Origin of the sequence: Streptomyces sp. Root1304, assembly GCF_001426405.1 — a bacterium.
In the GTDB taxonomy this organism is placed as follows: Bacteria; Actinomycetota; Actinomycetes; order Streptomycetales; family Streptomycetaceae; genus Streptomyces.
The window spans coordinates 417444-444057 of the sequence record NZ_LMEP01000001.1; the positions used below are offsets into that span (position 1 = coordinate 417444).

Genomic DNA, 26614 nt, shown 5'->3' on the forward strand with positions numbered 1-26614 from the left:
GGCGCGCACGGCGACGGTGGACTCCGCCCGAACCGAACCGAACCGAACCGAACGAACCGAACCCGAACGGAGGAAGTGTGTCCGCACGTATGACGTTCACGTTCACACCGCCACGCGCCGCCCTCGCGCTGCTCCTGGCCCTCGCGGCCGTCGCCCTCGGCCTCGCCGCCGCCACCGGCACCGCGCGAGCCGCCGCCCCGCCACCGGGGAAGCCCGACTTCCAGCTGCCCTTCGCCTGCGGGACGACATGGCAGCTCGACACCTGGGGGCACGACCCCGCCCTTGACATCATGGCCGAGGGCAACCCGGGTTCGGACGGCCGCCCCGTCTACGCGTCCGCGCCCGGCACGGTCTCCGCCGCGTACGTCCACCCCGGCTCCGGCAACACCCTCCAGATCAGCCACGGCAACGGCTGGTTCACGGCGTACTACCACCTCCAGGAGGCGCCGGAGACATTCGTCCGGGTGGGCCAGTCGGTCACTGGCGCCACCCGGATCGGCAGCATCGGCAAGTCGGGGAACGCACGCGACTGGGCCCACCTGCACTACGAGCAGCGCTACCGCGCCTCCGGCGACTTCACGTACGAGACCGACCGGGTTCCGGTCCACTTCGACGGCGTCGAGTACGGCGGTCCCGAGGCGGAGTGGCTCTCCGTCACCAGCAGGAACTGCTCTTCCCCGCAGGCGTGGGCGAACTGCCCGGCCGGCTACGTCTGCTTCTACTCCGGCACGGCCGGCACGGGCACGGTCTGCAAGACCGACGTGAACACCCCCAGCAGCCCCTGCGGCCTGCGGAAGTCCTACTTCAACAACGGCAACGCGCAGCCCGGTTACGACCACGCCTACGTCACCTTCGCCGAGGGCGGCTCCCAGTGCCTGCACCACGGCTGGACGGAGGGCCGCGGAGACTTCCCGTCGGGCGGCCGCACGATCAAGGCGGTGACCTGGGGCGGCGAATGCCCGTAGGGCTCCCCCGGGGACTTCCCTAGGAGTTACGAGGTACCCCGGGCCCGGCATCGGCCCCAAGGTGTGACTGCGCCGCGAAGGTGCGGCGCGGTCACAGGGGGGACCTGCGATGAGGTACTTGCTGGTGCGTGCGAGCGTGGTCGCCGCCGTTGTCGCGGCGGTGACGACCGGCTGCTCGAATCCGCCCACCCCGCCGGAGCGCGCTCCGACCCAGGCGGAGCAGCTGCGGATCTCCGACGCGACCGAGATCCTGATCCAGCAGTGCATGAACCGGGCGGGATTCTCGTACTGGACGAGCCCCCGGCTCGGTCTGGAGGAGAGCCGCTCGACCGGTTTCGTGAACGATGACGTGGAGTGGGCGCAGAAGCACGGCTACGGAAGCCGGATCCGGGACAAGGAGGACCGCGCCCGGCGGGCGAACCCGAACGGGACGTACCGGGCCGGGCTCTCCCCGCAGCGGCGTACGGCCTATGACAAGGCACTCGACGGCGGCCGCTCGGCGAGGATCCTGACCACCGAGATCCCCGGCGGCGGATCGATCCGCAAGCGACTCGGCGGCTGCGTCGAAGTAGTGGAGAAGGAGCTCTACGGCGATCCGGCGCGCTGGTTCCGAGCCGAGAAGCTCGCGGCCAACCTTCGTCCGTTGTACGTCCCCGCCCTGATGCGGGACGGGGAATTCGGGCGGGCACTCGCCGCCTGGGCGGCATGCATGCGGAGGTCCGGGCACGCCTACCCGGATCCGCCCGCAGCGCGCGACGCGGTGCCCCGTCTCTCCACCGGGGTCAGCCCTGACCGTGCCTTCGCCTTCGAGGTCTCGATCGCGGTCGCGGAGGCCCGCTGTGCCCGCGAGACATCGCTGAAGGACATCGGCCGGAAACGCGAGTCGCACTACGCGGGAGCGCTTCGCGACCGGTACGGAGACGCGGTCGACACCTACCGGAGGCTCCAGCACGACGCCTACAACCGGGCCACCCGCATCACGGGCCCGCGGGTCTGAACCGGACCCCAAAGACCTCCACGGCGTGCGCCGTGGATCAGCATGCCTCTGACGAGGCGGACCCAACAGGAGCGAAACATGAGCAAGTTCGGCACGTCCATCGCCGCACTCGGCCTCGCCGTCGCCGGCCTGGTCGCCCCCGCCACGGCGGCCCAGGCATCGGGCACCGGCGCCGCGAGCAACCACTGCAACGACATCTGGCCGGGCCGCAACGGCAACGTGTACGCCTACAACGACACCTACTGCTACGGATACCTCGGCAGCACCGCAGGTAACGACGCCGACTGGAACGCCTCGGGCAACGGGTTCACCGACGCGGGGGACAAGGCCTCGTCGGTGATGAACGCCGGCACTCTGGGCGGCAAGGACGTCGTGGCCTTCTACTACCTCAGCAACTACTCCGGCGGCTACGGCTGTCTCGCGCCGGGCGAGTTCTTCGTCGACGACCTGTCCCGGCCCGCGAACAACTTCACCAACGGCCGCAACATGAACAACCAGATCCGGTCCCACCAGTGGGTGTACCGGAACGCGTGCACGGACGACAGCATGATGGGGTGACCTCCCGCACGCACAGCGGCCCGCCGGTACCTCCCAGGTACCGGCGGGCCGTCCGCTGTCCGTCCGAGCCGGAGGATCAGTGGAAGAAGTGGCGCGTGCCCGTGAAGTACATCGTCACGCCCGCCTTCTTCGCCGCCTCGACGACCAGCTCGTCACGCATCGAGCCGCCCGGCTGCACGACCGCCTTCACGCCGGCCGCGGTGAGGATCTCCAGGCCGTCGGGGAAGGGGAAGAACGCGTCGGAAGCGGCGTACGAGCCGCGCGCCCGCTCCTCGCCCGCCCGCTCGACGGCCAGCTTCGCGGAGTCCACGCGGTTGACCTGGCCCATGCCGACGCCGACCGAGGCGCCGTCCTTGGAGAGCAGGATCGCGTTGGACTTGACCGCGCGGCAGGCCTTCCACGCGAAGGCCAGCTCGGCGAGCTCGTCGGCCGACAGGGCCTCGCCGGTCGCCAGGGTCCAGTTCGCCGGGTCGTCGCCCTCGGCCTGGAGGCGGTCGGTGACCTGGAGCAGCGCGCCGCCGTCGATCGGCTTGACCTCGACCGGGTTGGCCGGGCCGCCCTCGGCGCGCAGCACGCGGATGTTCTTCTTCTTGGCGAGGATCTCCACGGCGCCGTCCTCGTACGCCGGAGCGACGATGACCTCGGTGAAGATCTCCGCGACCTGCTCGGCCATCGCGACCGAGACCGGGCGGTTGACGGCGATGACGCCGCCGAACGCGGACAGCGGGTCGCAGGCGTGCGCCTTGCGGTGGGCCTCGGCGACGTCCGCGCCGACCGCGATGCCGCACGGGTTGGCGTGCTTGATGATCGCGACGCAGGGCTCGGTATGGTCGTACGCGGCCCGGCGCGCGGCGTCGGTGTCCGTGAAGTTGTTGTACGACATCTCCTTGCCGTGCAGCTGCTCGGCCTCGGCGAGGCCGCCCGTGCCGTCGACGTAGAGCGCGGCGCCCTGGTGCGGGTTCTCGCCGTAGCGCAGGACGTTGTTCCGCGTGTAGGTGGCGCCCAGGAAGTCGGGGAAGCCCGAGTCGTCGGCAGCGGCGTAGTCATCGGCGAACCAAGAGGCGACAGCCACGTCGTACGCGGCCGTGTGCTGGAAGGCCTCACCGGCGAGCCGCTTGCGCGCGGTCAGGTCGAAACCGCCCGCCTTGACGGCCGCGAGCACGTCCTCGTACCGCTCGGGGCTGGTCACGATCGCCACGGACGGGTGGTTCTTCGCGGCGGCGCGGACCATGGACGGGCCGCCGATGTCGATCTGCTCGACGCACTCGTCCGGGGTGGCGCCGGAGGCGACGGTCTCGCGGAACGGGTAGAGGTTCACGACGACCAGGTCGAAGGGCTCCACGCCCAGCTCGGCGAGCTGCGCGCGGTGCGACTCCAGGCGCAGGTCGGCGAGGATGCCGGCGTGCACGCGCGGGTGGAGGGTCTTGACGCGGCCGTCCAGGCACTCGGGGAAGCCGGTCAGCTCCTCGACCTTGGTGACCGGCACCCCGGCGGCGGCGATCTTCCCGGCCGTGGAGCCGGTGGAGACGAGCTCGACACCGGCCTCGTGCAGACCGCGGGCCAGCTCCTCCAGACCCGTCTTGTCGTAGACGCTGACCAGCGCGCGGCGGATGGGCTTAACGGTGTCCGTGTTCACCGACATGAACCTTTCGTCCCTCAATGCGATAGCCGTGCCGGGCGAGGCGCCCCACGACGTCGACGAGCAGCGAGCGCTCGACTTCCTTGATGCGCTCGTGCAGAGCGGCTTCATCGTCCGTCTCCCGCACCTCGACCACGCCCTGGGCGATGATCGGGCCGGTGTCGACACCGTCGTCGACGAAGTGGACGGTGCACCCGGTGACCTTCGCGCCGTAGGCGAGGGCGTCACGCACCCCGTGGGCACCGGGAAAACTGGGGAGCAGAGCCGGGTGGGTGTTGACGACCCGGCCGCCGAAGCGGGCGAGGAACTCCTTGCCGACGATCTTCATGAATCCGGCCGAGACGACGAGGTCCGGCTCGTACGCCGCCGTGGCCTCGGCCAGCGCCCGGTCCCACTCCTCGCGGGTGGCGTGGTCCTTGACCCGGCAGACGAAGGTCGGCAGCCCGGCGCGCTCGGCGCGCTCCAGACCGGCGATGCCGTCGCGGTCGGCACCCACGGCGACGATCTCCGCGCCGTACTCGGGGTCCGCGGCGATGCCGTCGAGGAGGGCCTGCAGATTGGTACCGGAACCGGAGACCAGGACGACGAGGCGGGCGGCAGCCACTGGGTCACTCTTTCCGTGGTGTTTGTGCGGTCGTACGAACGAATCGTGCCGCTCGATACGGGGAACCCTACGAATGGCTCGACCGTCAGCAACGATACCGGCACACCGGACGGCCCCCACGGGACGGGGGCGGAGCAGGGCGGTAGCGTCAGGGGCCGACGCCCGAAGAACAGCGGGCGGCGGCCGACGAAGAGCGGGCCGCGGCGGACGAACCGCGGGCCGCGGCAGGACAGCAGCAGACGAGACAGCAGCGGAGACCACGGGTGCGGACGTGGTCACGACGACAGAGGGAAGACGTTCAGCAGATGCCGGAACGCCAGTCCACGGACGACAACAACCCGTTCGCGCCGCCGCCCGAGGGCAGGCCGGATCAGCCGTGGCAGCCGCGGCGACCGGAGGGTTCGGACGACGAGACGTCCGGGAACTCCGGCTCGTCGGGGCCGTCCGACGGCCGCTGGAGCCCCCAGCAGCCGGGACCCTCGAACGACGGCTTCGGCCGCAGGCCCGAGCGCCAGGGGGGCGGTCAGGGTGGCCCCGAGGGCGGCCAGGGTGGGCCCCGGCTCCGCTGGGACCCCACGGACCCGGCGCAGCGGCGGGCGCGGTACGCGATCCTCGCGGGCATGTGGGCCTTCTTCTTCGCGATCTTCGAGATCCCGGAGCTGGCGCTGCTGCTCGGCGCGCTCGGCCTCTACTGGGCGATCAGCTCGCTGCGCATGAAGCCGAAGCCCGCGGCGGAGCTGTCGCCGACGTCACAGCCGACGGCCGCGCCGGCGGACCGGCCCGCCGGCGCGGGAGCGGGAACGACGCCGCAGGGCCCCTCCGGGGCGACCCCGGTGCGCGCGATGCGGACCGCCGCGATCAGCGGCCTGGTCGCGGCGAGCGTGGCCCTGATGATCGTCGCGGTCGGCTTCACGATGAAGCTCGTCTACAGCGACTTCTACGAGTGCCGCGACGACGCCCTCACCCACGCGGGCCAGCTGGCCTGCAACGACCTCCTGCCGAAGCCGCTGCGCGCGGGCTTCGGCGTCAGGGAGTAGGACCGGCGGGTCCGCCGCCCTCGGGACGGGCCGGGGGCGGCGGCGCGGGCTCCCAGGCCGCCGGGAGGTAGTCGTACGGCTCGAAGGCGGAGTCGCCGTACGGGTCGTCGAGGCCGAGGTCGGCGCCGGAGGTCGCGCCCGCGGGTGCGCTCTGCGCTGCCGGGGCCGGGTGTACGGGGCCGGGCCCGGGTACGGCTCCGGCGGCGCCACCGGACGCGGGCCCGGCCGCCGCTCCGGCACCCGGTCCGACGCCGTCCGCCGCCATGGGTCCGGCTCCCGGCCCCGGTCCGGCACCGGCTCCCGCCCCTGAACCGGCGTCCGCCGCAGCTCCTCCCGCCACCGACGCCTCGGCCGCGACTCCCACCGACGCCCCCACCAGCCGGGCGCCCGCCATCGCACCCTGCCCCGGTGCCGGGACCGACCGGCGCGGCGCCCGGGGTACGCGGCGGCCCCAGGCCCGTACGCCCAGGGCCACCGGGACCCCCACGCACACGCCCCACAGCACCGCCGCCGCCCCCGTCTGCCACCACACCGGGCCGAACGCCGAGAGGCGCCCGCTGCCGAGCGGGCCGCCCGCCGCGCCCGCGAGGACGGCGACGGCCGCCCCGCAGCCCCAGGCCGCGCCCAGCGCCGTGAGGGCGGTGTCGCGGGCCGCCCAGGTCCGCGCCGAGCGGCCCACACAGCGGCCCTGGAGCACGGCGGCGGCCAGCGGAACGGCCACGGCCGTCCAGTGCGGCCACTCCCCGCGCCCCTCGGCGGGCAGCGCCGCGAGCAGCGGGAACGGCGGCACGGCCGGGTCCCCGACGAGACCCAGCGGGGTGGCGAGCGCGCCGGTGCCGAGGGCGAACCCCGGCCCGAGCCCGTACGCGGCGCCCCACACGGCCATGTTCGGGAGCAGCGCAAGCACGAGCAGCAGGACCGCCACCCGTCCGGACCACTCCCCCGTGAGAGCCGCGTACGCCGCCTGCGCCTCGTTCGCGTGCCAGGCCAGTGAGACCGCCGCGGCCACCGCGCCGCCGGCCGACAGGGTCAGGAGGCCGAATCCCGTCGCGCGCAGGGCGACGGCGGCCTGCCGCTGACCGGGCAGCGGGCGGCCGAGCGCGGTCCACACCCCGGCTCCCGCCGCGGCCGTGACGACGGCGGGCAGCCAGAGCCCGGCGCTCACGAGGCCGGCGGGAAGCGGGCCGCTCTCGCTGTAGACCACGACCACGGCCGCGACCAGCAGGTATCCCCCGGCGACGGCGGCGACGGCGCCCCCGGCGGAGGGGGACGGCCGGTCGTCGTCGCCGCCGTCGAGGGTGTCGCGGGCGGCCCGGTGGACGAGCCAGACGGGCAGGACGGGCAGGAGCAGCGGCACGATACCGAGGGGCGCGGGCAGACCGGTCAGGGTGTCCGTACGGACGAGGTCGACGCCGTGGGCGAGCAGCCAGAGCCCGGCGGCCAGGTGCAGGGCGCCTCCGGCGCCGCCGTCGGGGTACGGGGAGCTGATCCAGGCCGCGACCACGAGGACCGCGAGGGCCCCGAGACCGAGCCCGGCGGCGACCCCGCCCCGGACACAGGCGGTGGCCAGGGCGGCGGAACGACCGCCCTGGACCAGGGGGTGTTCGGTCGGATGGGTCACGGGGTCATGCTGCCAACGACACGCGCTTTTGCCGCGTAACAGGCAAACCTCCGTTGTGTCGCTCAAGATACGTTTATGTACTTTTCCGCCCAGAGCAGCTCTGCGGGAGGTCGACGCCGATGAGCCGGAGCACCGCGGATTCCGCATCCGCCGTCACCCTGCCGACCCCGAAGGAGCGGCGCAGGTTGCGTGAGGCCCTCGCCCTGAGCGAGGAGCAGGTCGCCGAGGCCATGGGCGTCACGAAGGCCACGGTCAGAGCGTGGGAGACGGGGCGCTCGACGCCCCGGGGCCGCAAGCGCGAGGCGTACGCGAAGCTGCTCGGCACGGACGGGCCCGAGGGCTCGGACGAGCGCAGCCCCGCGCCGCCGCAGGCACAGGGGCAGTCCCAGGCACAGGCGCAGGCGCAGGCGCAGGGGCAGTCCCAAGCCCCGTCCCACGCCCAGACCTACCCCCACCCCCACGCCCAGACCCCGTCCTTCCTGAAGCCGCCCGCGCGGGTTCAGGCCGCCGAGTCCGCCGGTGTCCGGCCCAAGGCCACCGCCAAGCGGGCCGGACGGCCGCCGAAGGCCCCCTCGCCTGCCCCCGCCATCACCTCCGGCCCCGCCCGCAAGGGCGCCCCGAAGCCGCAGGAGCGGCTGAAACCGGTACCGGCGGACGCGGCGGCCCCCACCCCCGCGCCGGCGCCGGCGCCGGCGCCGGCGCCCTCCGAGGCGCCGTCGCTCACGCCCGAGCAGGCCTTCGACGCGCTCTACGCGCACGCCGCCCCCGGCCTCGTCCACCAGACCTATCTGCTGACCGGCCGCCGCCGGCTCTCCCGCGAGGCCGTCGAGTACGCCTTCCAGCACGCCTGGCGGCACTGGCCCGAGGTCGCCGTCGACCCGGACCCGGTCGGCTGGGTGCGCGCGACGGCCTACGAGTACGCCCTCTCCCCCTGGCACCGGCTGCGCCGCGCCCACAAGCACCCCGACGCCCCGCCGACGGAGGCGAACCGGCGCGCGCTGCTCTCCGCGCTCCTCGAACTGCCGCCGCCGTACCGCCGTACCGTCCTGCTGTACGACGGGCTCGGCCTCGACCTGCCGGAGACGGCGGCCGAGACCGAGGCCAGTACCCCCGCCGCCGCCAACCGGCTGCTGCACGCCCGGACCGTCCTCGGGCGGCGGATTCCCGAGCTGGCCGAGCCGGAGGTCCTGCACCGGCGGCTCGGCGCGCTGGTCTCGGAGGCGCCGACGGCGACCCTCCCGGCCGCCCGTACCGTCCGCACGGGCAGCGACCGGCTGATCCGGACGTGGACGCGGGCGGTGCTGGGGGTGACGGCGGTCCTCATCGGCGTCACCGGCTTCACGGCGGCGACCGCGCCGACCCGGTACATCCCCGTCAACGCCCCCGGCGAGACCGTCAACGGCGTGCCGGTGCGCGGCGGTCCGCAGAAGCTCCGCCCGGAGGACGTGGAGCTCCGCGAGAAGCTGCGCTCCCAGCCGAACCCGGGTCCGGAACGGCTGCTTCCTGCGGCCGAGTAACCCGGCACACACGTGAGCGGGCCCCGCCCCCACCCGGTTTCCCGGGAGGGGCGGGGCCCGCTCACGTACTGCCTGTCAGGCTGCTGTGCGTTTCAGCCCGTTCAGCCCGCGAGGATGGCGCGCGCCAGCTTGGCCGTCTCGGTCGGCGTCTTGCCGACCTTGACGCCGGCGGCCTCGAGGGCCTCCTTCTTCGCCTGGGCGGTGCCGGAGGAGCCGGAGACGATGGCGCCGGCGTGGCCCATGGTCTTGCCCTCGGGCGCGGTGAAGCCCGCGACGTAGCCGACGACCGGCTTGGTGACGTTGGCCTTGATGAAGTCGGCCGCACGCTCCTCGGCGTCGCCGCCGATCTCACCGATCATGACGATCAGGTCGGTGTCGGGGTCCGCCTCGAACGCCGCGAGGGCGTCGATGTGCGTGGTGCCGATGACCGGGTCGCCACCGATGCCGACGGCGGACGAGAAGCCGATGTCACGGAGCTCGTACATCATCTGGTACGTCAGCGTGCCGGACTTCGAGACCAGGCCGATGCGGCCCGGCTTCGTGATGTCGCCCGGGATGATGCCGGCGTTGGACTGGCCCGGGGTGATGAGACCGGGGCAGTTCGGGCCGATGATGCGGGTCTTGTTGCCCTTCGACTGCGCGTACGCCCAGAAGGCGGCGGAGTCGTGGACGGCGATGCCCTCGGTGATGACGACCGCGAGGGGGATCTCGGCGTCGATCGCCTCGACCACGGCGGCCTTGGCGAAGGCCGGCGGGACGAAGAGGACCGAGACGTTGGCGCCGGTCTCCTTCATCGCCTCGGCGACGGAGCCGAAGACCGGGACCTCGGTGCCGTCGAAGTCGACGGTCGTGCCGGCCTTGCGCGGGTTCACGCCACCGACGATGTTGGTGCCGTCACCCAGCATGAGCTTGGTGTGCTTCATGCCCGTGGCACCGGTCATGCCCTGGACGATGACCTTGCTGTCCTTGGTCAGGAAGATAGCCATGGTGTTCTGACCTCGTCCCTTACTTCGCAGCCGCGAGCTCGGCGGCCTTGTCGGCCGCGCCGTCCATGGTGTCCACGCGCTGCACGAGCGGGTGGTTCGCGTCCGACAGGATCTTGCGACCCAGCTCCGCGTTGTTGCCGTCGAGGCGCACGACCAGCGGCTTGGTGACCTCGTCGCCACGGGAGGCGAGGAGCTCCAGGGCCTGGACGATGCCGTTGGCGACCTCGTCACAGGCGGTGATGCCACCGAAGACGTTGACGAACACGGACTTGACGTCCGGGTCGCCCAGGATGATCTCCAGGCCGTTCGCCATGACCTCGGCGGAGGCGCCGCCACCGATGTCGAGGAAGTTGGCCGGCTTCACGCCGCCGTGGTTCTCACCGGCGTACGCGACGACGTCCAGGGTCGACATGACCAGGCCGGCGCCGTTGCCGATGATGCCGACCTCGCCGTCGAGCTTGACGTAGTTGAGGTTCTTGGCCTTGGCGGCAGCCTCGAGCGGGTTGGCTGCGGCCTTGTCCTCGAGCGCCTCGTGGCCGGGCTGACGGAAGTCGGCGTTCTCGTCGAGAGACACCTTGCCGTCCAGCGCCAGGATGCGGCCGTCCTTGGTCTTCACCAGGGGGTTGACCTCGACGAGGAGCGCGTCCTCGGCGACGAAGGTGTCCCACAGGGTCACCATCGCCTCGGCGACGCCCTCGGCCACCTCGGCCGGGAACTTCGCCAGGGCCACGATCTCGCGGGCCTTCTCGATGTTCACGCCGTCGACGGCGTTGACCGGGACCTTCGCGAGGGCCTCGGGGGTCTTCTCCGCGACCTCCTCGATGTCCATGCCGCCCTGCACCGACGCCATGGCGAGGAAGGTGCGGTTGGTGCGGTCGAGGAGGTACGAGACGTAGTACTCCGCCTCGATCTCCGGGGACAGCTCGGCGATCATCACCTTGTGGACCGTGTGGCCCTTGATGTCCATCCCGAGGATGTCCGTCGCGCGAGCGACGGCCTCGTCCGGGGTGGCGGCCAGCTTCACGCCGCCGGCCTTGCCGCGGCCGCCGACCTTCACCTGCGCCTTGACGACCGACTTGCCGCCAAGACGCTCGGTGGCCTCGCGCGCCGCCTCAGGCGTGTCGATGACTTCACCGGCCAGCACCGGTACACCGTGCTTGGCGAAGAGGTCCCTCGCCTGGTACTCGAACAGGTCCACGCGCGTCCGTCCCTTTTCTGATGATCGCGGTTCGTTGTCTGCGTGGGCGTGCCGCGAAGGGCAACGTGACTGCACTGTCACAAGGGAGGCGCACACGGTTGTCCGTGGACGCGGCATGTCCGTCTCGCAGGTTATCGCCGTGGGACGTGGGTCCCTAAATCGCAGGTCACAACGGAGCGGTGATACGGGTCACAGATCGTAGGGGCGAGGGGGCCGTCCGTAGGGGGCGGCGGGCGGGGGCGGGGGGCGTGCACGGCAGGTGGGGCTTGGGCTCCCGCCCCCTCACGGCGCGCCGGAACGCAGGGTGAGGGCCGTTCCGAAAGGGGTGTGATATGGGACTCAGTCACCCTGCGGGCACCCGTGCGGGTGGTCGGGGGCTACGGATTCCGCACCTGGGGCGCTCGGGCCGCGGGCGCCGGTCGGGGGCGAGCGGGCCGGCCGGCCTGGCCACGGGTATCGGTCAGGTGCGGGCAGGCCGGTCACGCCTCGGGTATCGGCAGCGGGCGCTTCTCCAGGGCCGCCGCCATCACCTCCGGGAACAGGTCGGGGGTGCAGGCGAAGGCCGGCGCCCCGAGCGCGGCCAGCGCCGCCGCGTGGTCGCGGTCGTAGGCCGGGGCGCCCTCGTCGGAGAGCGCGAGCAGCGCCACGAACTGGACCCCGGAGGCCTTCATCGCCGCGACCCGCTTCAGCATCTCGTCGCGGATGCCCCCCTCGTACAGGTCGCTGATGAGGACGACGACCGTGTCGGCGGGCCGGGTGATCTTCGACTGGCAGTGGGCGAGCGCCCGGTTGATGTCCGTACCGCCGCCCAGCTGGGTGCCGAACAGGACGTCGACCGGGTCGTCGAGCCGGTCGGTCAGGTCGACGACGGCCGTGTCGAAGACGACCAGCCGGGTGGCGATCGACCGCATCGACGCGAGCACCGCGCCGAAGACGGAGGCGTACACGACGGAGGCGGCCATCGAGCCCGACTGGTCGATGCAGAGCACGACCTCCTTGCGGACCGCCTGGGAGGCCCGCCCGTGGCCGACGAGCCGCTCGGGGACGATCGTGCGGTGCTCGGGCAGGTAGTTCTTGAGGTTGGCGCGGATCGTACGGTCCCAGTCGATGTCCCGGTGGCGGGGCCGGCTGATCCGGGCGGAACGGTCGAGCGCGCCGGTCAGGGTCGCGCGGGTACGGGTGGCGAGGCGCTTCTCCAGCTCGTCGACGACCTTGCGCACGACGATCCGCGCGGTCTCCCTGGTCGTCTCGGGCATGGCCTTGTGGAGGGAGAGCAGGGTGCCGACGAGGTGCACGTCCGCCTCGACGGCCTCCAGCATCTCCGGCTCCAGGAGGAGCGTGGCGAGGCCGAGGCGGTCGATCGCGTCGCGCTGCATGATCTGGACGACGGAGCTGGGGAAGTACGTACGGATGTCGCCGAGCCAGCGGGCGACGGAGGGTGCGGAGGCACCGAGCCCGGCCGAACGGTCCCTCCCGGCGCGGTCCCCGCCCTGGCCCTGGCGGCCGTAGAGCGCGGTGAGGGCTCCGTCCATGGCGGCGTCCGTACCGGCGAGCGCCCGCCCGGTGCCGTCGGCCTCCCCTCCCCCGAGGACGAGCCGCCACCGCCGCAGCCGCTCGTCACCGTCGTCGGGGCGGGCGCCGGGGGCGGCGGTGTGAGGGGTGGTGGCGAGGGGGCCGGTGGCACCTGCGGCCAGAGGGGCGGTGGTGGCCAGGGTGGCGGTCGGGTCCGTGGTCATACGGGGGCCTCCTTGCCGGGGACGAGGTGCGGGCCGGGCTGCGGGTCGGGGTGCGGGCCGAGGACGAGGTGGAGGAGGGGCAGTACGGCGTCCGCCCGCTCCCGGTCGAGCGTCGGGGCGAACCCCGGTGTGCCCGGCGCGGTGTGCCCGGGGCCGCCGGAGCCCGGTCCCCGGGCGGCCAGCTCGCCGAGGGTGCGGCGCACCCCCGGCTCGTACGCCGAGAAGGTCCGGCGCAGCAGCGGCAGGACGTCGGTGAACGCCTCGGCGGGAACGCCCGTGAGCCAGTCGTCGAGCAGGCCGAGGAGCCGTTCGTCGTGGACGAGGAGCAGGCCCCCGCCCGACGCGCCGCCGACGAAGCCATCGATCCAGGCGGCGGCGTCGGGCGGCGGCGTGCCGGGCGAGAGGGCCCTGCTCATCAGCAGGGCCGCCTCGTCCTCGGCGAGCCGTCCCTCGTCGAGGAGGAGCCGGGCGGCCCGGCCGCGCAGGACGCCCGGTATCCGGTCGCGGTCCGCGAGGCGCCGCAGGACGCCCGCCCAGCGCTCGGTGAGCCCGTCCGCGCCGGGCAGCAGACCGAGGGACCGGTGCACCTCGTCGATCCGCTCGCGCATGGCGGCGGCCGCGTCGGCGTCGAGTCCGGCGCAGGCGGGCGGCAGCCCCACGCAGATCCGCTCCGCGAGTCCGGCGGCGACCTCGGCGAGGGCCGCCGTGTCGGTGCCCCGCACGTCGCCGTAGCGCAGGGAGCGGGCGAGGGCCGGGAGTGCCTGGGCGAGGTGGGCGACGTCGGTGTCGAGCGCGGCCCGGTCGGCGAGCGCGCGCATCACGACGGGCAGCGCGTCGGCGAGCCCGGCGAGCAGGCACTGCTCGGCGAGGGCGGTGATGTCGGCGAGGCCGGTCGCCGCCACGGCCAGGGACCGGGCCCTGGCGGTGGCGGCCGCCTCGACGGTGGTGCCCCAGACCCCGGCCTCGGCGACCTGGACGTGCAGCTCGGGCTCCCACCGCAGCCGCCAGCCCTCCCGGAAGGTGCCGGTGCCGGAACGGCCGGCGGCCGGTGCGCCCCAGTCGACGCCGAGGAGCCGCAGCCGGTGCAGCAGACGGCTGCGCTCGCCGTCCGTGTCCTTGCGGAGGTCGAGGTCGAGCTCGCGTTCGTGCGCCTCGGGCTTGAGGCGCAGGGTGCGCTGACGGCGGGCCAGGTCGCGCTGGAGGGGGACGGCGGGGGCGCCGTCGGGGACCTCGCCGAGCACGTCGCCGACGACGAGACGGTCCCGGACGAGGTCGAGCGGGACGTCGGAGCCCTCGCAGAGCACCGCGCGGATCGCGTCGGTCGTCTCGTCGAGCCCGGGGAGCGGCCGGCCGCGCAGGGCGGCGAGGGTGTCGGCGAGCCGGACGGCCTCGATGACGTGGGCGGAGGAGACGAGGTGGTCCTCGGCCCTGAGGAGTCCGGCGACCTTGGTCATCCAGCGCTCGACGGGCCGGTCGGGGGCGGCGAAGAGGTGGGCGTACCAGCCGGGCGCCTCGATGCCCGCGCCGTACCCCGAGCGGCGGGCGAGCCTGCGGTGGGTCCAGGGGACCCAGGTCATCTCGGTCTTCACCTTGGGCAGGCCCTTGAGCAGGGCCCGGTCGGCGGCGACGGTCGTCCGCCGGGTGAGGGCGGGGACGTGCCAGGCGCCGCAGACGACGGCGACGGCCTCGCCGTACTCCTTGCGGGCGGCGCGGAGCTGGAGCCGCATGTACGCCTCGCGGACCAGGTCGCGGGGGTGGCCGCCGTGCCCGTACGCCTCCCGGAGCGCGCCCATGGCCTCGGCGAGCGCCTCGAACGGGGCGGTGGGGTCGGCGTCGCCGCGCAGTTCGACGACGTCCTCCCACCAGCGCTCGGCGTCCTCGTACCCGGCGGCCCCGGCGAGTTCGGCGACCGGATCGATGCGCAGTCCGCTCCCGGAGACCTCGTCCTCCCCGTCGTCCCAGGTGGGGTCGGCGGCGGCGAGGCTGTGGGCGGCGGGCAGGTCGATGAAGCGGACGGCGGCGCCCCGGTCGAGGGCCCAGCGGATCGCGACCCACTCGGGCGAGAACTCGGCCATGGGCCAGAACGCGGCCCGTCCCGGGTCGTCCACGGCGTGGGCGAGCAGAGCGACCGGCGGGCGCATGCCGGGGTCCCCGGCGAGCGCCACGAGCGCGTCGGCCTCGGCGGGCCCCTCGACGAGCACCACGGCGGGCTTCTCCGCGTCCAGCGCGGCCCGCACGCCCCGCGCGGACCCGGGCCCGTGGTGCCGCACCCCGAGCACGAGCGGCCCACCGACGCGCGCGGAACGGGGGGTGCCCTCGGCACGGGCGGCAGGAACGGAGGCTCCGGCGGCAGGACCGGCCCCCGGCCCGGAGGTCGGCTCACCGCCGGCACCGCCCCCCGGCCCGGAGGTCCACTCGCCCCCGGCGGCGGGAACGGACCCGCCGGTCCGCTCCGCCCCCGTGACCGTCCCGAGGACCGCCCCGGCGGCCACGGCGGCGGCCGTCATGCGCTCACCTCGCGGCAAGCGCGGTAGAAGTCCTTCCAGCCGTCTCTCTCCCTGACCACCGTCTCCAGGTACTCCTGCCAGACGACCCGGTCGGCCGCCGGGTCGCGGACGACCGCGCCGAGGATGCCCGCCGCGATGTCCGCGGGCCGCAGCACCCCGTCGCCGAAGTGGGCGGCGAGCGCGAGTCCGCCGGTCACGACGGAGATCGCCTCGGCCGTCGAGAGCGTCCCCGAGGGGGACTTGACCCGGGTCCGTCCGTCCGTGGTGACCCCGTCCCGCAGCTCGCGGAAGACGGTGACGACCCGGCGGATCTCGTCCACCCCCTCAGGGACGGCCGGCAGTTCCAGGGAACGCCCGAGCTGCTCGACACGGCGAGCGACGATGTCGACCTCGGCCTCGGGGGTCGCGGGCAGCGGCAGCACGACCGTGTTGAAGCGGCGGCGCAGCGCGCTGGAGAGTTCGTTGACGCCTCGGTCGCGGTCGTTGGCCGTGGCGATCAGGTTGAACCCGGGGACGGCCTGGATCTCCTGGCCCAGCTCGGGGACGGGCAGGGTCTTCTCGGACAGGATCGTGATGAGCGTGTCCTGCACGTCGGCGGGGATGCGGGTCAGTTCCTCCACCCGGGCCGTCATGCCCTGGGACATGGCGCGCATGACGGGGCTCGGCACGAGCGCGTCGCGGCTGGGGCCGTGGGCGAGGAGCCGGGCGTAGTTCCACCCGTACCGGATGGCCTCCTCGGGGGTGCCGGCGGTGCCCTGCACGAGGAGGGTGGAGTCGCCGCTGACGGCGGCGGCGAGGTGCTCGGAGACCCAGGTCTTGGCGGTGCCGGGCACCCCGAGCAACAGCAGCGCCCGGTCGGTGGCGAGCGTGGTGACGGCGACCTCCACGATGCGGCGCGGTCCCACGTACTTGGGCGTGATCACCGTCCCGTCGGGGAGGGTGCCGCCGAGGAGATAGGTGGCGACGGCCCACGGCGAGAGGCGCCAACGGGCGGGCCGGGGCCGGTCGTCGGCCGCGGCGAGCGCGGCGAGTTCGTCGGCGAAGGCGTGCTCGGCGTGCGGCCGCAGGGCCTCGGCGGCGGCCTGCGTCCGCCCCGTTCCGGTGTCCGTCTCGACACCGGAACCGGGCTTCGCGATGGTTTCGGGCACGGTCATGGATCCCCCTCCAGATCGTTCGACCTGCTGTGCGATCCACCGTGCACCATGGCACTGACAATCGGATGTCACCGCTGGTCAGGGCCGGTTGGAGGGGTGAGGGGGCGTCAGCCCACGACGGGGGACACGGCCACGCAGCCGCCGGCCATCGCCTGCTCGGCCTTGGCCTCCTTGATGACCTTGCCCTGGTAGATGACCTTGCAGGTGAGGTCGGAGGGGTCGAGCGAGATCGGCATGACGGCCGGCGGCATGATGCCCTTCAGCTTCACCGTCTTCTTCCACGGGGTCGCGGGCTTCTTCTCCGTCTCGACCTTCGGCGCCATCGCGGTGCCGTCACCGGCGTGGTAGTCGATGGACTCCACGGCCTTTCCGGTGACCTCGTAGGTGACCTCGTAGGACTCGTTCACGGACTTGTCGACCTGGTCGGCGGCCTTCTCCGCGGCCTCCGAGCAGGCGCCGAGGCCGAGGGCGAGTCCGGCGACGGTGAGGGCCGAGACGGCGGTGCGGACGGTGCGCTTCATGGGGGTCCCCCTGGACGCGTGGTGTGGATCGGTTGGTCCGCGCAGGCAACCTTAAAGGGATGGCAAAGTCAAATCCTTCCCGACCCCTCCCGCATCGGCCAACTCCCAGGCCAGGGGCATTGTCAGTGCCTCCCCCTACCGTCGAGGACATGAATGCCATGGGGGTGCGCTGGACCGCCGAGCAGGTGCTTGCACTGGCTCCTGACGAGGCGTCGCGCAGAGCGGGAAGCAAGCTGGGCACGGCCGGGCCGTGGTCCGGGACCGGGCGTGCCGAGGGTGCCGTCTGGGGCCTGTGCAAGGGCAGCGGCCGCACGCCGTACCGGACGGTCGTCGACACCACGGGACCGGCGTACCACTGCAGTTGCCCGAGCCGGAAGTTCCCCTGCAAGCACGCGCTCGGACTGCTGCTGCTCCAGGCCTCGGAGGCGACGGCGGCCGAGGAGGCCACCGCGCCCGACTGGGCCGGGACGTGGCTCGAAGGACGTCGCGGGCGCGCCGCGAGCGCGGCGGCCCGCCGGGCCGAGGGCGGCGGGGCCGAAGCCCCGGCGGACCCGGAGGCGGCGCGCCGCAGGGCCGAGCGCAGGGCGGCCCGGATCACCTCGGGCGCCCAGGAGCTGGAGCAGCGGCTCGCCGATCTGCTGCGCGGAGGGCTGGCGTCGGCGGAGCGTTCGGGGTACGGCCTGTGGGAGGAGACGGCGGCGCGCATGGTGGACGCCCAGGCGCCGGGCCTCGCGGGCCGGGTGCGGGAGCTGGGGGCGATACCGGGCTCGGGCCCCGGCTGGCCGGTACGGCTTCTCGAGGAGTGCGCGCTGACCCATCTGCTCGACCGCGCCTGGCTGGGCGCCGAACGGCTGCCGTCGGCGTTCGCGACGACGGTACGGACCCGGGTGGGCCTCGCGGCCCCCGCCGACGGCCCGGCGGTCCGCGACCGGTGGCACGTCCTCGCGCAGTACGACGCGGGCGACGCCCGGCTGACCACCCGGCGCATCTGGCTGCACGGCACGACGACCGGGCGCACCGCGCTCCTGCTGTCGTACGGGGCGGCCGGCCGCGCACCCCAACTGGCGCTCCCGGTGGGCGCGGTGCTCGACGGGGAGCTGACGCCGTACGCGGGCTCCGGCCGGCTGCGGGCCGAGCCGGGCGAGCGGTTCGTGCCGGTCGCCTCGTCCGCCGCGCCACCGCCGGGCGGCCCGGTGGGCGCGGCGCTCGACGCGTACGGGCGGGCGCTGCGGGAGGACCCGTGGCTGGACTCCTGGCCGGTGACCCTGAGCGGGGTCGTGCCCACGCGCGCGGAGTACGGCTGGCAGCTCGCCGACGCGAACGGCCGCGAGGCACTACCCCTGACGCCCGCCGCCCAGTCCCGGCCGGGCCTCTGGCGCCTCGTCGCCCTGTCGGGCGGCGGCCCGCTGACGGTCTTCGGCGAGTGCGGGCACCGGGGATTCACACCACTCGCGGCGTGGGCTCCGGAGGCGCCGGACGAGACGGTTCCTCTCATATGACCGCTGGGACCAGTAGGACTGCTGGGACCAGTGGGACTGCTGGGGCCACCGGCACCACTGGCACCACCAGCACTACCAGCACCACCAGCACCACTGGGACCACCCGGACCGCTACGACCGACCACCACCGCCCGCCGACCGACCGGAGGACCTCGATGGAAACGGACCCGAAGACCCCCGACGGCATGCTTCTCACCGCGGACGCCGACGCGGACACGGGCTCAGGCGCGAGCACAGGCGCAGACGTCGGAACGGACGAGGCCGGCGTCTGGGAGGAGCTCGTCACCTCGGCGCTGCTCGGCACGGACCGGCGCACGCCCACCGGCGTGGCCGGTTTCGGCGCGGTGCCCGGCGCCGACCTGCCGGGGGCCCTGCTCGACGCCGCCGCGCTGCACACCGTACGGCGCAGGGCGGGCCTGCGCCCCGGACCCGCCGCACCGCCGCCGGAGCCCGCGCCCGAGGACCCTCGCGGTCTCCTGCCCGAGGCGGCGAGGCGGCGGCTGGACCAGCTGCTCGCCGGCCGGGCCGCACCCTCCCCGGCCGGCCGGCGCGGTTCCGCTCCCGACCTCGCCGAACTGCTCCCCCAGTGGCTGACGCTCGCCAACCGGCACGGCTACAAGGCGCCGTCCGCCTCCCTTCCCGCCCTCCTCGACGCGGCCCGCGCCCGTACCGATCTGCGCCCCCAGGCCCTTCGGCTGGCGGGGCCGCGCGGTCTGTGGCTGGCCCGGCTCAACCCCGAGTGGCGGTTCGCGCTGCGGGGTGCGGGTGCGGGAGGCGCGCTCCCGGACCTCGGGGACCCGGAGGGCGTACGCACCCTGTGGGACGAGGGCCTGTTCGCCGAGCGGGTCGCCCTGCTCGCGGCCGTGCGCGCCGAGGACCCGGCCGCCGGACTCGCCCTGCTCGCGTCCACCTGGTCCGCCGAGCGGGCGGAGGACCGGCTGATGTTCCTGGACTCGCTGCGGGGCGGGCTCTCCGACGCGGACGAGGAGTTCCTGGAGGCGGCCCTCGGCGACCGCAGCCGCAACGTCCGTACCACCGCCGCCGAACTTTTGTCCGCCCTGCCGGCCTCGGCCCTCGCCGGCCGGATGGCCGACCGCGCCGTCTCGTGCGTAGGCCTCGACCGAACCGCGCCGTCGCCGGCGGTCACCGTCGAGGCCCCGCACGAGTGCGACACGGCCATGCAACGGGACGGGCTGGTCGCGACGCCCCCGGCGGGGCGCGGCGAGCGGTCCTGGTGGCTCGGCCAGCTCGTCGAGGCGGCCCCGCTGTCCTGCTGGCCGCCCCGGTTCGGGGGACGCGGCCCGGAGGAGATCGTGGCGCTGCCGGTCGGCGACGACTGGCAGGCCGAACTGCACGCGGCCTGGTGCCGGGCGGCCGTACGGCAGCGGGACGCGGCCTGGTCGCGCGCGCTGCTCGGCGCGCCGGCTGATCCGCCCGCGACGGGCCCGGGCACGTCGTCGCTCGCGGAGCGGGCCCAGCTCCTGTCGACGCTGCCCCCGGAGGAACGGGCGCTCTGGGTCGCCGCGTTCGTCGCCGCGCACGGTCTTTCGGAGGCGTTCCAGCTGCTCGGCGTGTGCGAGGTGCCGTGGGCGGAGCCGCTCGGCGGCGCGGTGGTCGACGCGCTCGACATCGCGCGGGACGCGGGCAGTTATCCGTGGAGCTTCAGCGGGGTGATGGGCCTCGCGGAGCGCTGCCTCGCCCCGGAGGCGGCCCGGCAGCTGGAGTCCCTGACGGCCCGGCCGGACGAGGCCGAGGACGTGTCCCCCGGCGCGGGCGGCTACTGGTCCGAGGCGTTCCAGCGGCTGGTCTCGACGCTCCGGCTGCGCGAGGCGATGAGAGCCGAACTCACGGGACCGGCCCCGGACGCTCCGGTCACCCCGTAGCCCCGGACCGGAGACGACCCGCAGGCTGCCGGGCCACAGCCCGGAGACGTCCCGGACACGCCGAAGGGCCCTCCCCGAAGGGAGGGCCCCGAAAGCGCGTCCCGAAAGCGCGTCCCGAAAGCGAGGTCCGCGACAGCGGGTCCCGAAGGGTTACGCCGCCACGCGGACGTTCGCGTTCACCCAGTCGACGATGGACGCGGTCGTGGCGCCGGGCGTGAAGATCTCCGCCACGCCCTTCTCCTTCAGCGGCGCGATGTCCGCCTCCGGGATGATGCCGCCGCCGAAGACCTTGATGTCCTCCGCGTCACGGTCCTTGAGCAGCTCCAGGACCTTCGCGAACAGCGTGTTGTGCGCGCCCGAGAGGATCGAGAGGCCGATCGCGTCGGCGTCCTCCTGGATCGCGGTGTCGACGATCTGCTCGGGCGTCTGGTGGAGGCCGGTGTAGATGACCTCCATACCGGCGTCGCGGAGTGCCCGCGCGATCACCTTGGCCCCGCGATCGTGGCCGTCGAGACCCGGCTTGGCCACCACCACGCGGATCGGACCGGTCACACCCATCACTGCCTCCACATGCGACCCCCGCGCCTGATTGCCGGGGAGGTGAACGAACGTTATCGCCAGCATCCCGCACCCGGCTGTTTCGCGGTGGCGAGCGAGGGGGAAATCACACGTGGGACATGTTCGCTCTGCGCCCCACCCCGCTTTCGGGCCCTCCTCCTGGGCCCACCAGCCGCAAGCGGGGCGAGGCGCGAAGGGAGCCGCGACGAGGTCGCCGCGCCTCCGTGCCGCCGTCCGTGCGGCGCGGGGGCGCGGCGTACCGGCGTACCGTCCGGCCCCGTGTGCCGTTCGGGAGGCCGGCCATGGAGTTCACCAAGGTCACCGCCCTGATGAAGGCCACCGCCCTCGAGCTCGCGATCCTCACCGGGCATCTCGTCCTCTACCCCTCGGGGATCGTGGCCGAGCGCCTCTCCCCCACCGTTCCCCCGGCCTCGATCACCCCGGGCCGGCGCCCGGTGATCCTGCTGCACGGTTTCGTCGACAACCGTTCGGTCTTCGTCCTCCTGCGCCGTTCCCTGCTCCGTCACGGCCGCGACCGCGTCGAGTCGCTCAACTACTCGCCGCTCACCTGTGACCTGCGGGCGGCCGCGGAGCTGCTCGGCCGGCGGGTGGAGGAGATCCGCGCCCGTACGGGACACGCCGAGGTCGACATCGTCGGGCACAGTCTGGGCGGGCTCATCGCCCGCTATTACGTCCAGTGCCTCGGCGGTGACGCCCGGGTACGCACCGTGGTGATGCTGGGCACCCCGCACTCGGGCACGACCGTGGCCCCGCTCGCCGACGCCCATCCGCTGGTCCGGCAGATGCGGCCGGGTTCCGAGGTGCTGCGGGAGCTGGCGGGCCCGGCGACCGGCTGCCGGACCCGTTTCGTGAGCTTCTGGAGCGATCTCGACCAGGTGATGGTGCCGGTGGAGACGGCCCGTCTCGACCATCCCGACCTGCTCGTGCACAACGTCCGGGTCAGCGGCATCGGACATCTCGCGCTGCCCGTGCACCCGACGGTGGCCGCCGGGGTCCGGGAGGCCCTCGACGCGGACGGCGGGGCACAGGCCGTGGGGGCCCGGGAGGCGGAGCCGGGCGCCGGGGCCGTCGCCTGACACGCGGAGACCGTTCTTCGAACGTTCCTCGAACACAAGGCCAAAGCTCGTTCCGTGAGCTGGCGAAACACGGCCGATTGCCCGTTTCCTACGGCTGCGAACCCTTCCGAAGATTGTCGGCTGCGCATACCGCCGGGTACAGTCGCGCCACTGCTTACCCCCGGGACACCCCTCGTCGGGCCCGCCCCGGACTGGTCCTGCTGCCGAGGCGAGAGAGACGTTGGTGAACGACCAGCACCCCCACGCCGGGTACGCCGGAGACGGCGCCCACACCACCGGCGGTTACGGAGTCGATCCGCACTTCGGCTCCTATCCGGACGGCCACGCCGACCACAGTGGCCAGTGGGACCTCGGCCAGTACGACGCCACCGGCACGTACGGCACGACGGGTCAGTACGACACCACCGCGACCGGCACGTACGACACCACCACGGGTCAGTACGACACCACGCAGTACGACCCCGCCCAGTACGCCACCCCGCAGTACGGGCAGCACGACACGACCGGCCAGTGGGACACCACGGGCCAGTGGAACACCACCGGCGCCTACGACACCACGGGCTCGTACGACACGACCGGCGCGTACGACACCACCGGCACCTACGGGACGACGACCGGCCAGTACGCCGCCGCCCCGCAGTACGACCCCGCCGCCTCGTACGACACCACCGGCCAGTGGGACGCGTCCGCCTGGACCGAGGCCCAGCAGACCGGCCAGTACGAGACCGTCCACTCCGGCGCCTACGCCGCCCAGGGCGCGTACGGCTACGAGGCCTACGACACCACCGGCCAGTGGGCCGCCCCCGCCTTCGCCGCCGACACCGGCGCCTACGACGCGACCGCCTGGAACCAGGCGGCCCCCGAGGCCGAGCCGGTCGTCCCGCAGCAGTACACCCCGCAGGCCGAGCACACCGCGGAGTTCGCCTTCGCGTACGAGCCCGAGGCGGAGACCGCCGCCGAGGCCCACCAGGACCTCGACGAGCGGTCCGGCCGCGACGCCGACCACGCCACCGCGGAAGCCGACGTCGACACCGCCGCCGAAGGCGACTTCGACACCGAGACCGGCTTCGAGACGGACTTCGAGGCCGAGACCGAAGGCGACTTCGGCGCCGCCGACCCGGACGGCCGCCCCGCCGTCGAGGTCCGGACCGACTCCCCCCTCGGCGGCCGCCCCGTGCGCCGCCCCTCCGGCGGCAGCCGCGGCCGTCGCCGTACCCCCGCCAAGCGTTCCGCGCTGCTGACCGTCGCCGTCCCCTCCGCCTGCGTCATGGGGGTCGCCGGCATCGCCGCCGCCTCCGTCGGCGGCCTCACCACCCCCGGCACCGACGGCGGCCAGAAGGACACCACCGCGCTCGCCGCCGCCGACCCGGCCTCGGTCAAGCAGGTCGCCGCCAACAACGCGCTCGACACGCAGCTCGCCGCCCTCAGCGCCGACGCCCGCGACTTCGGCGACCGCGCCAGCCGCACCCAGGAGCGCATCGACCTCCGGCAGCGCCAGGCGGCCGACAAGAAGAAGCGCGAGGAGGAGGCGGCCCGCAAGGAGGCGCTCCGTCCCAAGTACATGCTGCCCGTGAAGCTCCACCGGCTCAGCGCGCGCTTCGGGCAGTCGGGCGTCAACTGGATGTCCGTGCACACCGGCATCGACTTCCCCGTGTTCACCGGCACGCCCGTGATGGCCGCGACGGACGGCACCGTCCGCACCCAGCTGAACAGCGCCTACGGCAACATGGTGATCGTGACCGCCCCGGACGGCACCGAGACCTGGTACTGCCACCTGAGCAGCGCCAAGATCCGCTCCGGCCAGGTGAAGGCCGGCGACGTCATCGCGTACTCCGGCGACTCGGGCAACTCCACCGGCCCGCACCTCCACTTCGAGGTCCGGCCCGGCGGCGGCTCCGCGATCGACCCGCTGGCCTGGCTGCGCAGCCACGGCCTCGACCCGACCAACTGACCCACCTCGTCCGTACGCACAGGAGCGGGCCCCGGCCGAAAGCCGGGGCCCGCTCCTGTCGTTCGCCGGCAGCCGGAGACCGCCCGCGCCCGAGCGGGCGCGGGGGCTCCGCTACAGCTTCTCGACCGGCGCGTACCGCAGCAGCAGCCGCTTCGGCTTCTCGTCGCCGAAGTCGATCGTCGCCTGGGCGTCCGCGCCCGCGCCGGTCACCGTCATGACCGTGCCGAGGCCGAACTGGTCGTGGGTGACCCGGTCGCCGACCTGGAGCGAGATCACCGGCTTCTCGCCGGCACGCCGGGTGGCGAAGCCCGAGGGGCCGGAACGCGAACGCGCCGAGGACAGCGAGGAGGTGATCCCCGAGGTCGGGCCGGCCGGCTTGGCCATCGGCCCGGTCCGCTTCCACTCCAGGTACGCGGGCGGGATCTCCTCCAGGAACCGCGAGGCCGGGTTGTACGAGGGCTGCCCCCAGGCGCTGCGCATCGACGAACGCGTGAGGTAGAGCCGCTCACGCGCGCGCGTGATGCCCACGTACGCGAGGCGCCGCTCCTCCTCCAGCTCCTTCGCCTGGCCGAGGGCGCGCATGTGCGGGAAGACGCCGTCCTCCATGCCCGTCAGGAACACCACGGGGAATTCGAGGCCCTTGGCGGTGTGCAGGGTCATCAGGGTGATGACGCCCCTGCCCTCCTCGTCCTCGTCCGGGATCTGGTCGGAGTCGGCGACGAGCGCGACCTTCTCCAGGAACTCGGCGAGCGTCGCCGGCTCCTCGCCGCGCTCCTGCTCGAACTCCAGCGCCACGGCGGCGAGTTCCTGGAGGTTCTCGATCCGGGTCTCGTCCTGCGGGTCCGTCGAGGCCTGGAGCTCGGCCAGATAGCCCGTCCGCTCCAGGACGGCCTCCAGGACGACGGCCGGGCCGGCGCCGGACTCGACGACGGTGCGCAGCTCGTCCATGAGCGCGTTGAACCGCTTCACGGCGTTCGCCGAACGCGCGGCCATGCCGTACGCCTCGTCGACCCGCTTGAGGGCCTGCGGGAAGGTGATCTTCTCGCGCAGCGAGAGGGCGTCGATCATGGCCTCGGCGCGCTCGCCGATGCCCCGCTTGGGCACGTTGAGGATGCGGCGCAGCGGCACGTTGTCCTCGGGGTTGGCGAGGACGCGCAGGTACGCGAGGACGTCCCGGACCTCCTTGCGCTCGTAGAAGCGCACGCCGCCGACGACCTTGTACGGCAGCCCGACGCGGATGAAGATCTCCTCGAACACGCGCGACTGGGCGTTGGTCCGGTAGAAGACGGCGACGTCCCCCGCCTTGGCCTCGGCCGCGTCCGTGAGCCGGTCGATCTCGTCCGCGACGAACTGGGCCTCGTCGTGCTCGGTGTCCGCGACGTAGCCGGTGATCTGCGCGCCCGCGCCCGCGTTGGTCCAGAGGTTCTTGGGGCGGCGGGACTCGTTGCGCTCGATGACGGCGTTGGCGGCGGAGAGGATCGTCTGCGTGGAGCGGTAGTTCTGCTCCAGGAGGATCGTCGTCGCGTCCGGGTAGTCCTCCTCGAACTGGAGGATGTTGCGGATGGTCGCGCCGCGGAAGGCGTAGATCGACTGGTCGGCGTCACCGACGACGCACAGCTCGGCCGGGCCGAGGTCCTCGTAACCGGTGCCGACCAGCTCCCGCACCAGGGTGTACTGGGCGTGGTTGGTGTCCTGGTACTCGTCGACGAGCACGTGCCGGAAGCGGCGGCGGTAGTGCTCGGCGACGTCCGGGAACGCCTGGAGCAGATGGACCGTCGTCATGATGATGTCGTCGAAGTCCAGGGCGTTGGCCTCGCGCAGCCGCGCCTGGTACATCCGGTACGCCTCGGCGAGCGTCTTCTCGAAACCGTCGACGGCCTGGTCGGCGAAGGTCTCCTCGTCGATCAGCTCGTTCTTCAGGTTCGAGATCTTGGCGCTGAACGACTTCGGCGGGAACTTCTTCGGGTCGAGGTCCAGGTCGCGGCAGACCAGGGACATCAGGCGCTTGGAGTCTGCGGCGTCGTAGATCGAGAAGGAGGAGGTGAAGCCGAGCTTCTTCGACTCGCGGCGCAGGATGCGGACGCACGCGCTGTGGAAGGTCATCACCCACATCGCGTTGGCCCGCGGCCCGACGAGCTGCTCGACGCGCTCCTTCATCTCACCGGCGGCCTTGTTGGTGAAGGTGATCGCGAGTATCTGGCCGGGGTGCACATGGCGCGTGCCCAGGAGGTGGGCGATGCGGTGGGTGAGCACCCGGGTCTTCCCGGAACCGGCGCCGGCCACGATGAGCAGCGGGGTGTCGGTGTGGACGACGGCGGCGCGCTGCTGTTCGTTCAGCCCGTCCAGGAGCGCGGCGGGGTCCACGACGGGCCGGTGGGCGCCGTCGCGGTAGTACGCGTCCCGGGCGGGCGGGGGCACGTCGAAGTGCTCCCCGAAGAGGTCGTGCGGGACGTCCTCCACGGCCGGGGAGCCGTGCTCGTCGTCCTCGGGGTGGGGCGGGGGCTCCTCCGAGGAGTGGTTCTGGAGGCCGGCCAGGAAGCTGTCGTCAAAGAGGCTGCTCATCGCCTCACGAGTCTAGGACGCCCC

At 73.6% G+C, this 26614-nt stretch carries 20 protein-coding genes; 9 read left to right on the forward strand and 11 right to left on the reverse strand.

Features of this window, described 5'->3' with window-relative positions:
- Positions 1–89: 89 nt before the first annotated feature.
- From ASD33_RS01865 to ASD33_RS01875, 3 genes are all read left to right on the forward strand, one after another.
- On the forward strand, positions 90–965 hold the full coding sequence (locus ASD33_RS01865) for a peptidoglycan DD-metalloendopeptidase family protein (protein WP_056552152.1): 876 nt from the start codon (positions 90–92) through the stop codon (positions 963–965).
- A gap of 109 nt (positions 966–1074) precedes the next feature.
- Positions 1075–1962 carry a hypothetical protein gene (locus ASD33_RS01870; protein ID WP_056552155.1) on the forward strand — a complete coding sequence of 296 codons (888 nt, stop codon included), beginning with the start codon at positions 1075–1077 and terminating at the stop codon, positions 1960–1962.
- A gap of 78 nt (positions 1963–2040) precedes the next feature.
- Positions 2041–2520 (forward strand): hypothetical protein, encoded by a 480-nt coding sequence (locus ASD33_RS01875; protein ID WP_056552158.1) that lies wholly within the window; start codon positions 2041–2043, stop codon positions 2518–2520.
- 76 nt (positions 2521–2596) lie between these two features.
- Here ASD33_RS01875 and purH read toward each other — a convergent pair whose 3' ends face one another.
- Positions 2597–4162: a bifunctional phosphoribosylaminoimidazolecarboxamide formyltransferase/IMP cyclohydrolase gene (purH, locus tag ASD33_RS01880; RefSeq protein WP_056552160.1), complete on the reverse strand. Its 1566-nt coding sequence runs from the start codon at positions 4160–4162 to the stop codon at positions 2597–2599.
- Positions 4137–4763: a phosphoribosylglycinamide formyltransferase gene (gene purN / locus ASD33_RS01885; protein WP_056552163.1), complete on the reverse strand. Its 627-nt coding sequence runs from the start codon at positions 4761–4763 to the stop codon at positions 4137–4139. Before purN ends, purH begins: the two co-directional genes overlap by 26 nt.
- A gap of 305 nt (positions 4764–5068) precedes the next feature.
- On the opposite strand from purN, the gene ASD33_RS01890 reads away from it, so the two are divergent.
- Positions 5069–5800, forward strand: a complete 732-nt coding sequence (locus ASD33_RS01890; protein ID WP_079044494.1) for a hypothetical protein — start codon at positions 5069–5071, stop codon at positions 5798–5800.
- On the opposite strand, the gene ASD33_RS01895 is transcribed toward ASD33_RS01890, so the two are convergent.
- Positions 5790–7421, reverse strand: a complete 1632-nt coding sequence (locus tag ASD33_RS01895) for a DUF6350 family protein (RefSeq protein WP_056552169.1) — start codon at positions 7419–7421, stop codon at positions 5790–5792. The genes ASD33_RS01890 and ASD33_RS01895 overlap by 11 nt on opposite strands.
- Positions 7422–7540: 119 nt before the next feature.
- Between ASD33_RS01895 and ASD33_RS01900 the strand changes: the two genes are divergently transcribed.
- Positions 7541–8938: a helix-turn-helix domain-containing protein gene (locus ASD33_RS01900; RefSeq protein WP_056552172.1), complete on the forward strand. Its 1398-nt coding sequence runs from the start codon at positions 7541–7543 to the stop codon at positions 8936–8938.
- 101 nt (positions 8939–9039) lie between these two features.
- On the opposite strand, the gene sucD is transcribed toward ASD33_RS01900, so the two are convergent.
- The 6 genes from sucD to ASD33_RS01930 form a co-directional block, all read right to left on the reverse strand.
- Positions 9040–9924, reverse strand: coding sequence for a succinate--CoA ligase subunit alpha (gene sucD / locus ASD33_RS01905; RefSeq protein ID WP_056552175.1), 885 nt, complete (start codon positions 9922–9924; stop codon positions 9040–9042).
- A gap of 19 nt (positions 9925–9943) precedes the next feature.
- Positions 9944–11122 carry an ADP-forming succinate--CoA ligase subunit beta gene (sucC, locus tag ASD33_RS01910; protein WP_056552178.1) on the reverse strand — a complete coding sequence of 393 codons (1179 nt, stop codon included), beginning with the start codon at positions 11120–11122 and terminating at the stop codon, positions 9944–9946.
- A gap of 479 nt (positions 11123–11601) precedes the next feature.
- Positions 11602–12858: a VWA domain-containing protein gene (locus ASD33_RS01915; protein ID WP_242426804.1), complete on the reverse strand. Its 1257-nt coding sequence runs from the start codon at positions 12856–12858 to the stop codon at positions 11602–11604.
- Positions 12855–15365 carry a DUF5682 family protein gene (locus tag ASD33_RS01920; protein WP_242426805.1) on the reverse strand — a complete coding sequence of 837 codons (2511 nt, stop codon included), beginning with the start codon at positions 15363–15365 and terminating at the stop codon, positions 12855–12857. Before ASD33_RS01920 ends, ASD33_RS01915 begins: the two co-directional genes overlap by 4 nt.
- A complete protein-coding gene (locus ASD33_RS01925) occupies positions 15362–16519 on the reverse strand; it encodes an AAA family ATPase (protein ID WP_056552180.1) in 1158 nt (385 codons plus the stop codon). Before ASD33_RS01925 ends, ASD33_RS01920 begins: the two co-directional genes overlap by 4 nt.
- A 107-nt stretch (positions 16520–16626) precedes the next feature.
- Complete coding sequence (locus tag ASD33_RS01930; protein ID WP_056552183.1) at positions 16627–17040, reverse strand: MmpS family transport accessory protein; 414 nt, start codon at positions 17038–17040, stop codon at positions 16627–16629.
- 149 nt (positions 17041–17189) lie between these two features.
- On the opposite strand from ASD33_RS01930, the gene ASD33_RS01935 reads away from it, so the two are divergent.
- Together ASD33_RS01935 and ASD33_RS01940 are read left to right on the forward strand one after the other, a co-directional pair.
- On the forward strand, positions 17190–18539 hold the full coding sequence (locus tag ASD33_RS01935) for an SWIM zinc finger family protein (protein ID WP_199863427.1): 1350 nt from the start codon (positions 17190–17192) through the stop codon (positions 18537–18539).
- Positions 18540–18694: 155 nt separating this feature from the next.
- On the forward strand, positions 18695–20422 hold the full coding sequence (locus ASD33_RS01940; RefSeq protein WP_242426806.1) for a DUF5691 domain-containing protein: 1728 nt from the start codon (positions 18695–18697) through the stop codon (positions 20420–20422).
- Between the two features lie 150 nt (positions 20423–20572).
- On the opposite strand, the gene ASD33_RS01945 is transcribed toward ASD33_RS01940, so the two are convergent.
- Complete coding sequence (locus tag ASD33_RS01945) at positions 20573–20980, reverse strand: cobalamin B12-binding domain-containing protein (RefSeq protein ID WP_056552186.1); 408 nt, start codon at positions 20978–20980, stop codon at positions 20573–20575.
- A 302-nt stretch (positions 20981–21282) separates the two neighbouring features.
- Here ASD33_RS01945 and ASD33_RS01950 point away from each other — a divergent pair, with 302 nt between their 5' ends.
- Together ASD33_RS01950 and ASD33_RS01955 are read left to right on the forward strand one after the other, a co-directional pair.
- Positions 21283–22077: an alpha/beta fold hydrolase gene (locus tag ASD33_RS01950; RefSeq protein ID WP_056552189.1), complete on the forward strand. Its 795-nt coding sequence runs from the start codon at positions 21283–21285 to the stop codon at positions 22075–22077.
- A gap of 223 nt (positions 22078–22300) precedes the next feature.
- A complete protein-coding gene (locus ASD33_RS01955; RefSeq protein ID WP_056552192.1) occupies positions 22301–24028 on the forward strand; it encodes a M23 family metallopeptidase in 1728 nt (575 codons plus the stop codon).
- A gap of 111 nt (positions 24029–24139) precedes the next feature.
- Here ASD33_RS01955 and pcrA read toward each other — a convergent pair whose 3' ends face one another.
- Positions 24140–26590: a DNA helicase PcrA gene (gene pcrA / locus ASD33_RS01960; protein WP_056552195.1), complete on the reverse strand. Its 2451-nt coding sequence runs from the start codon at positions 26588–26590 to the stop codon at positions 24140–24142.
- Positions 26591–26614: the final 24 nt, after the last annotated feature.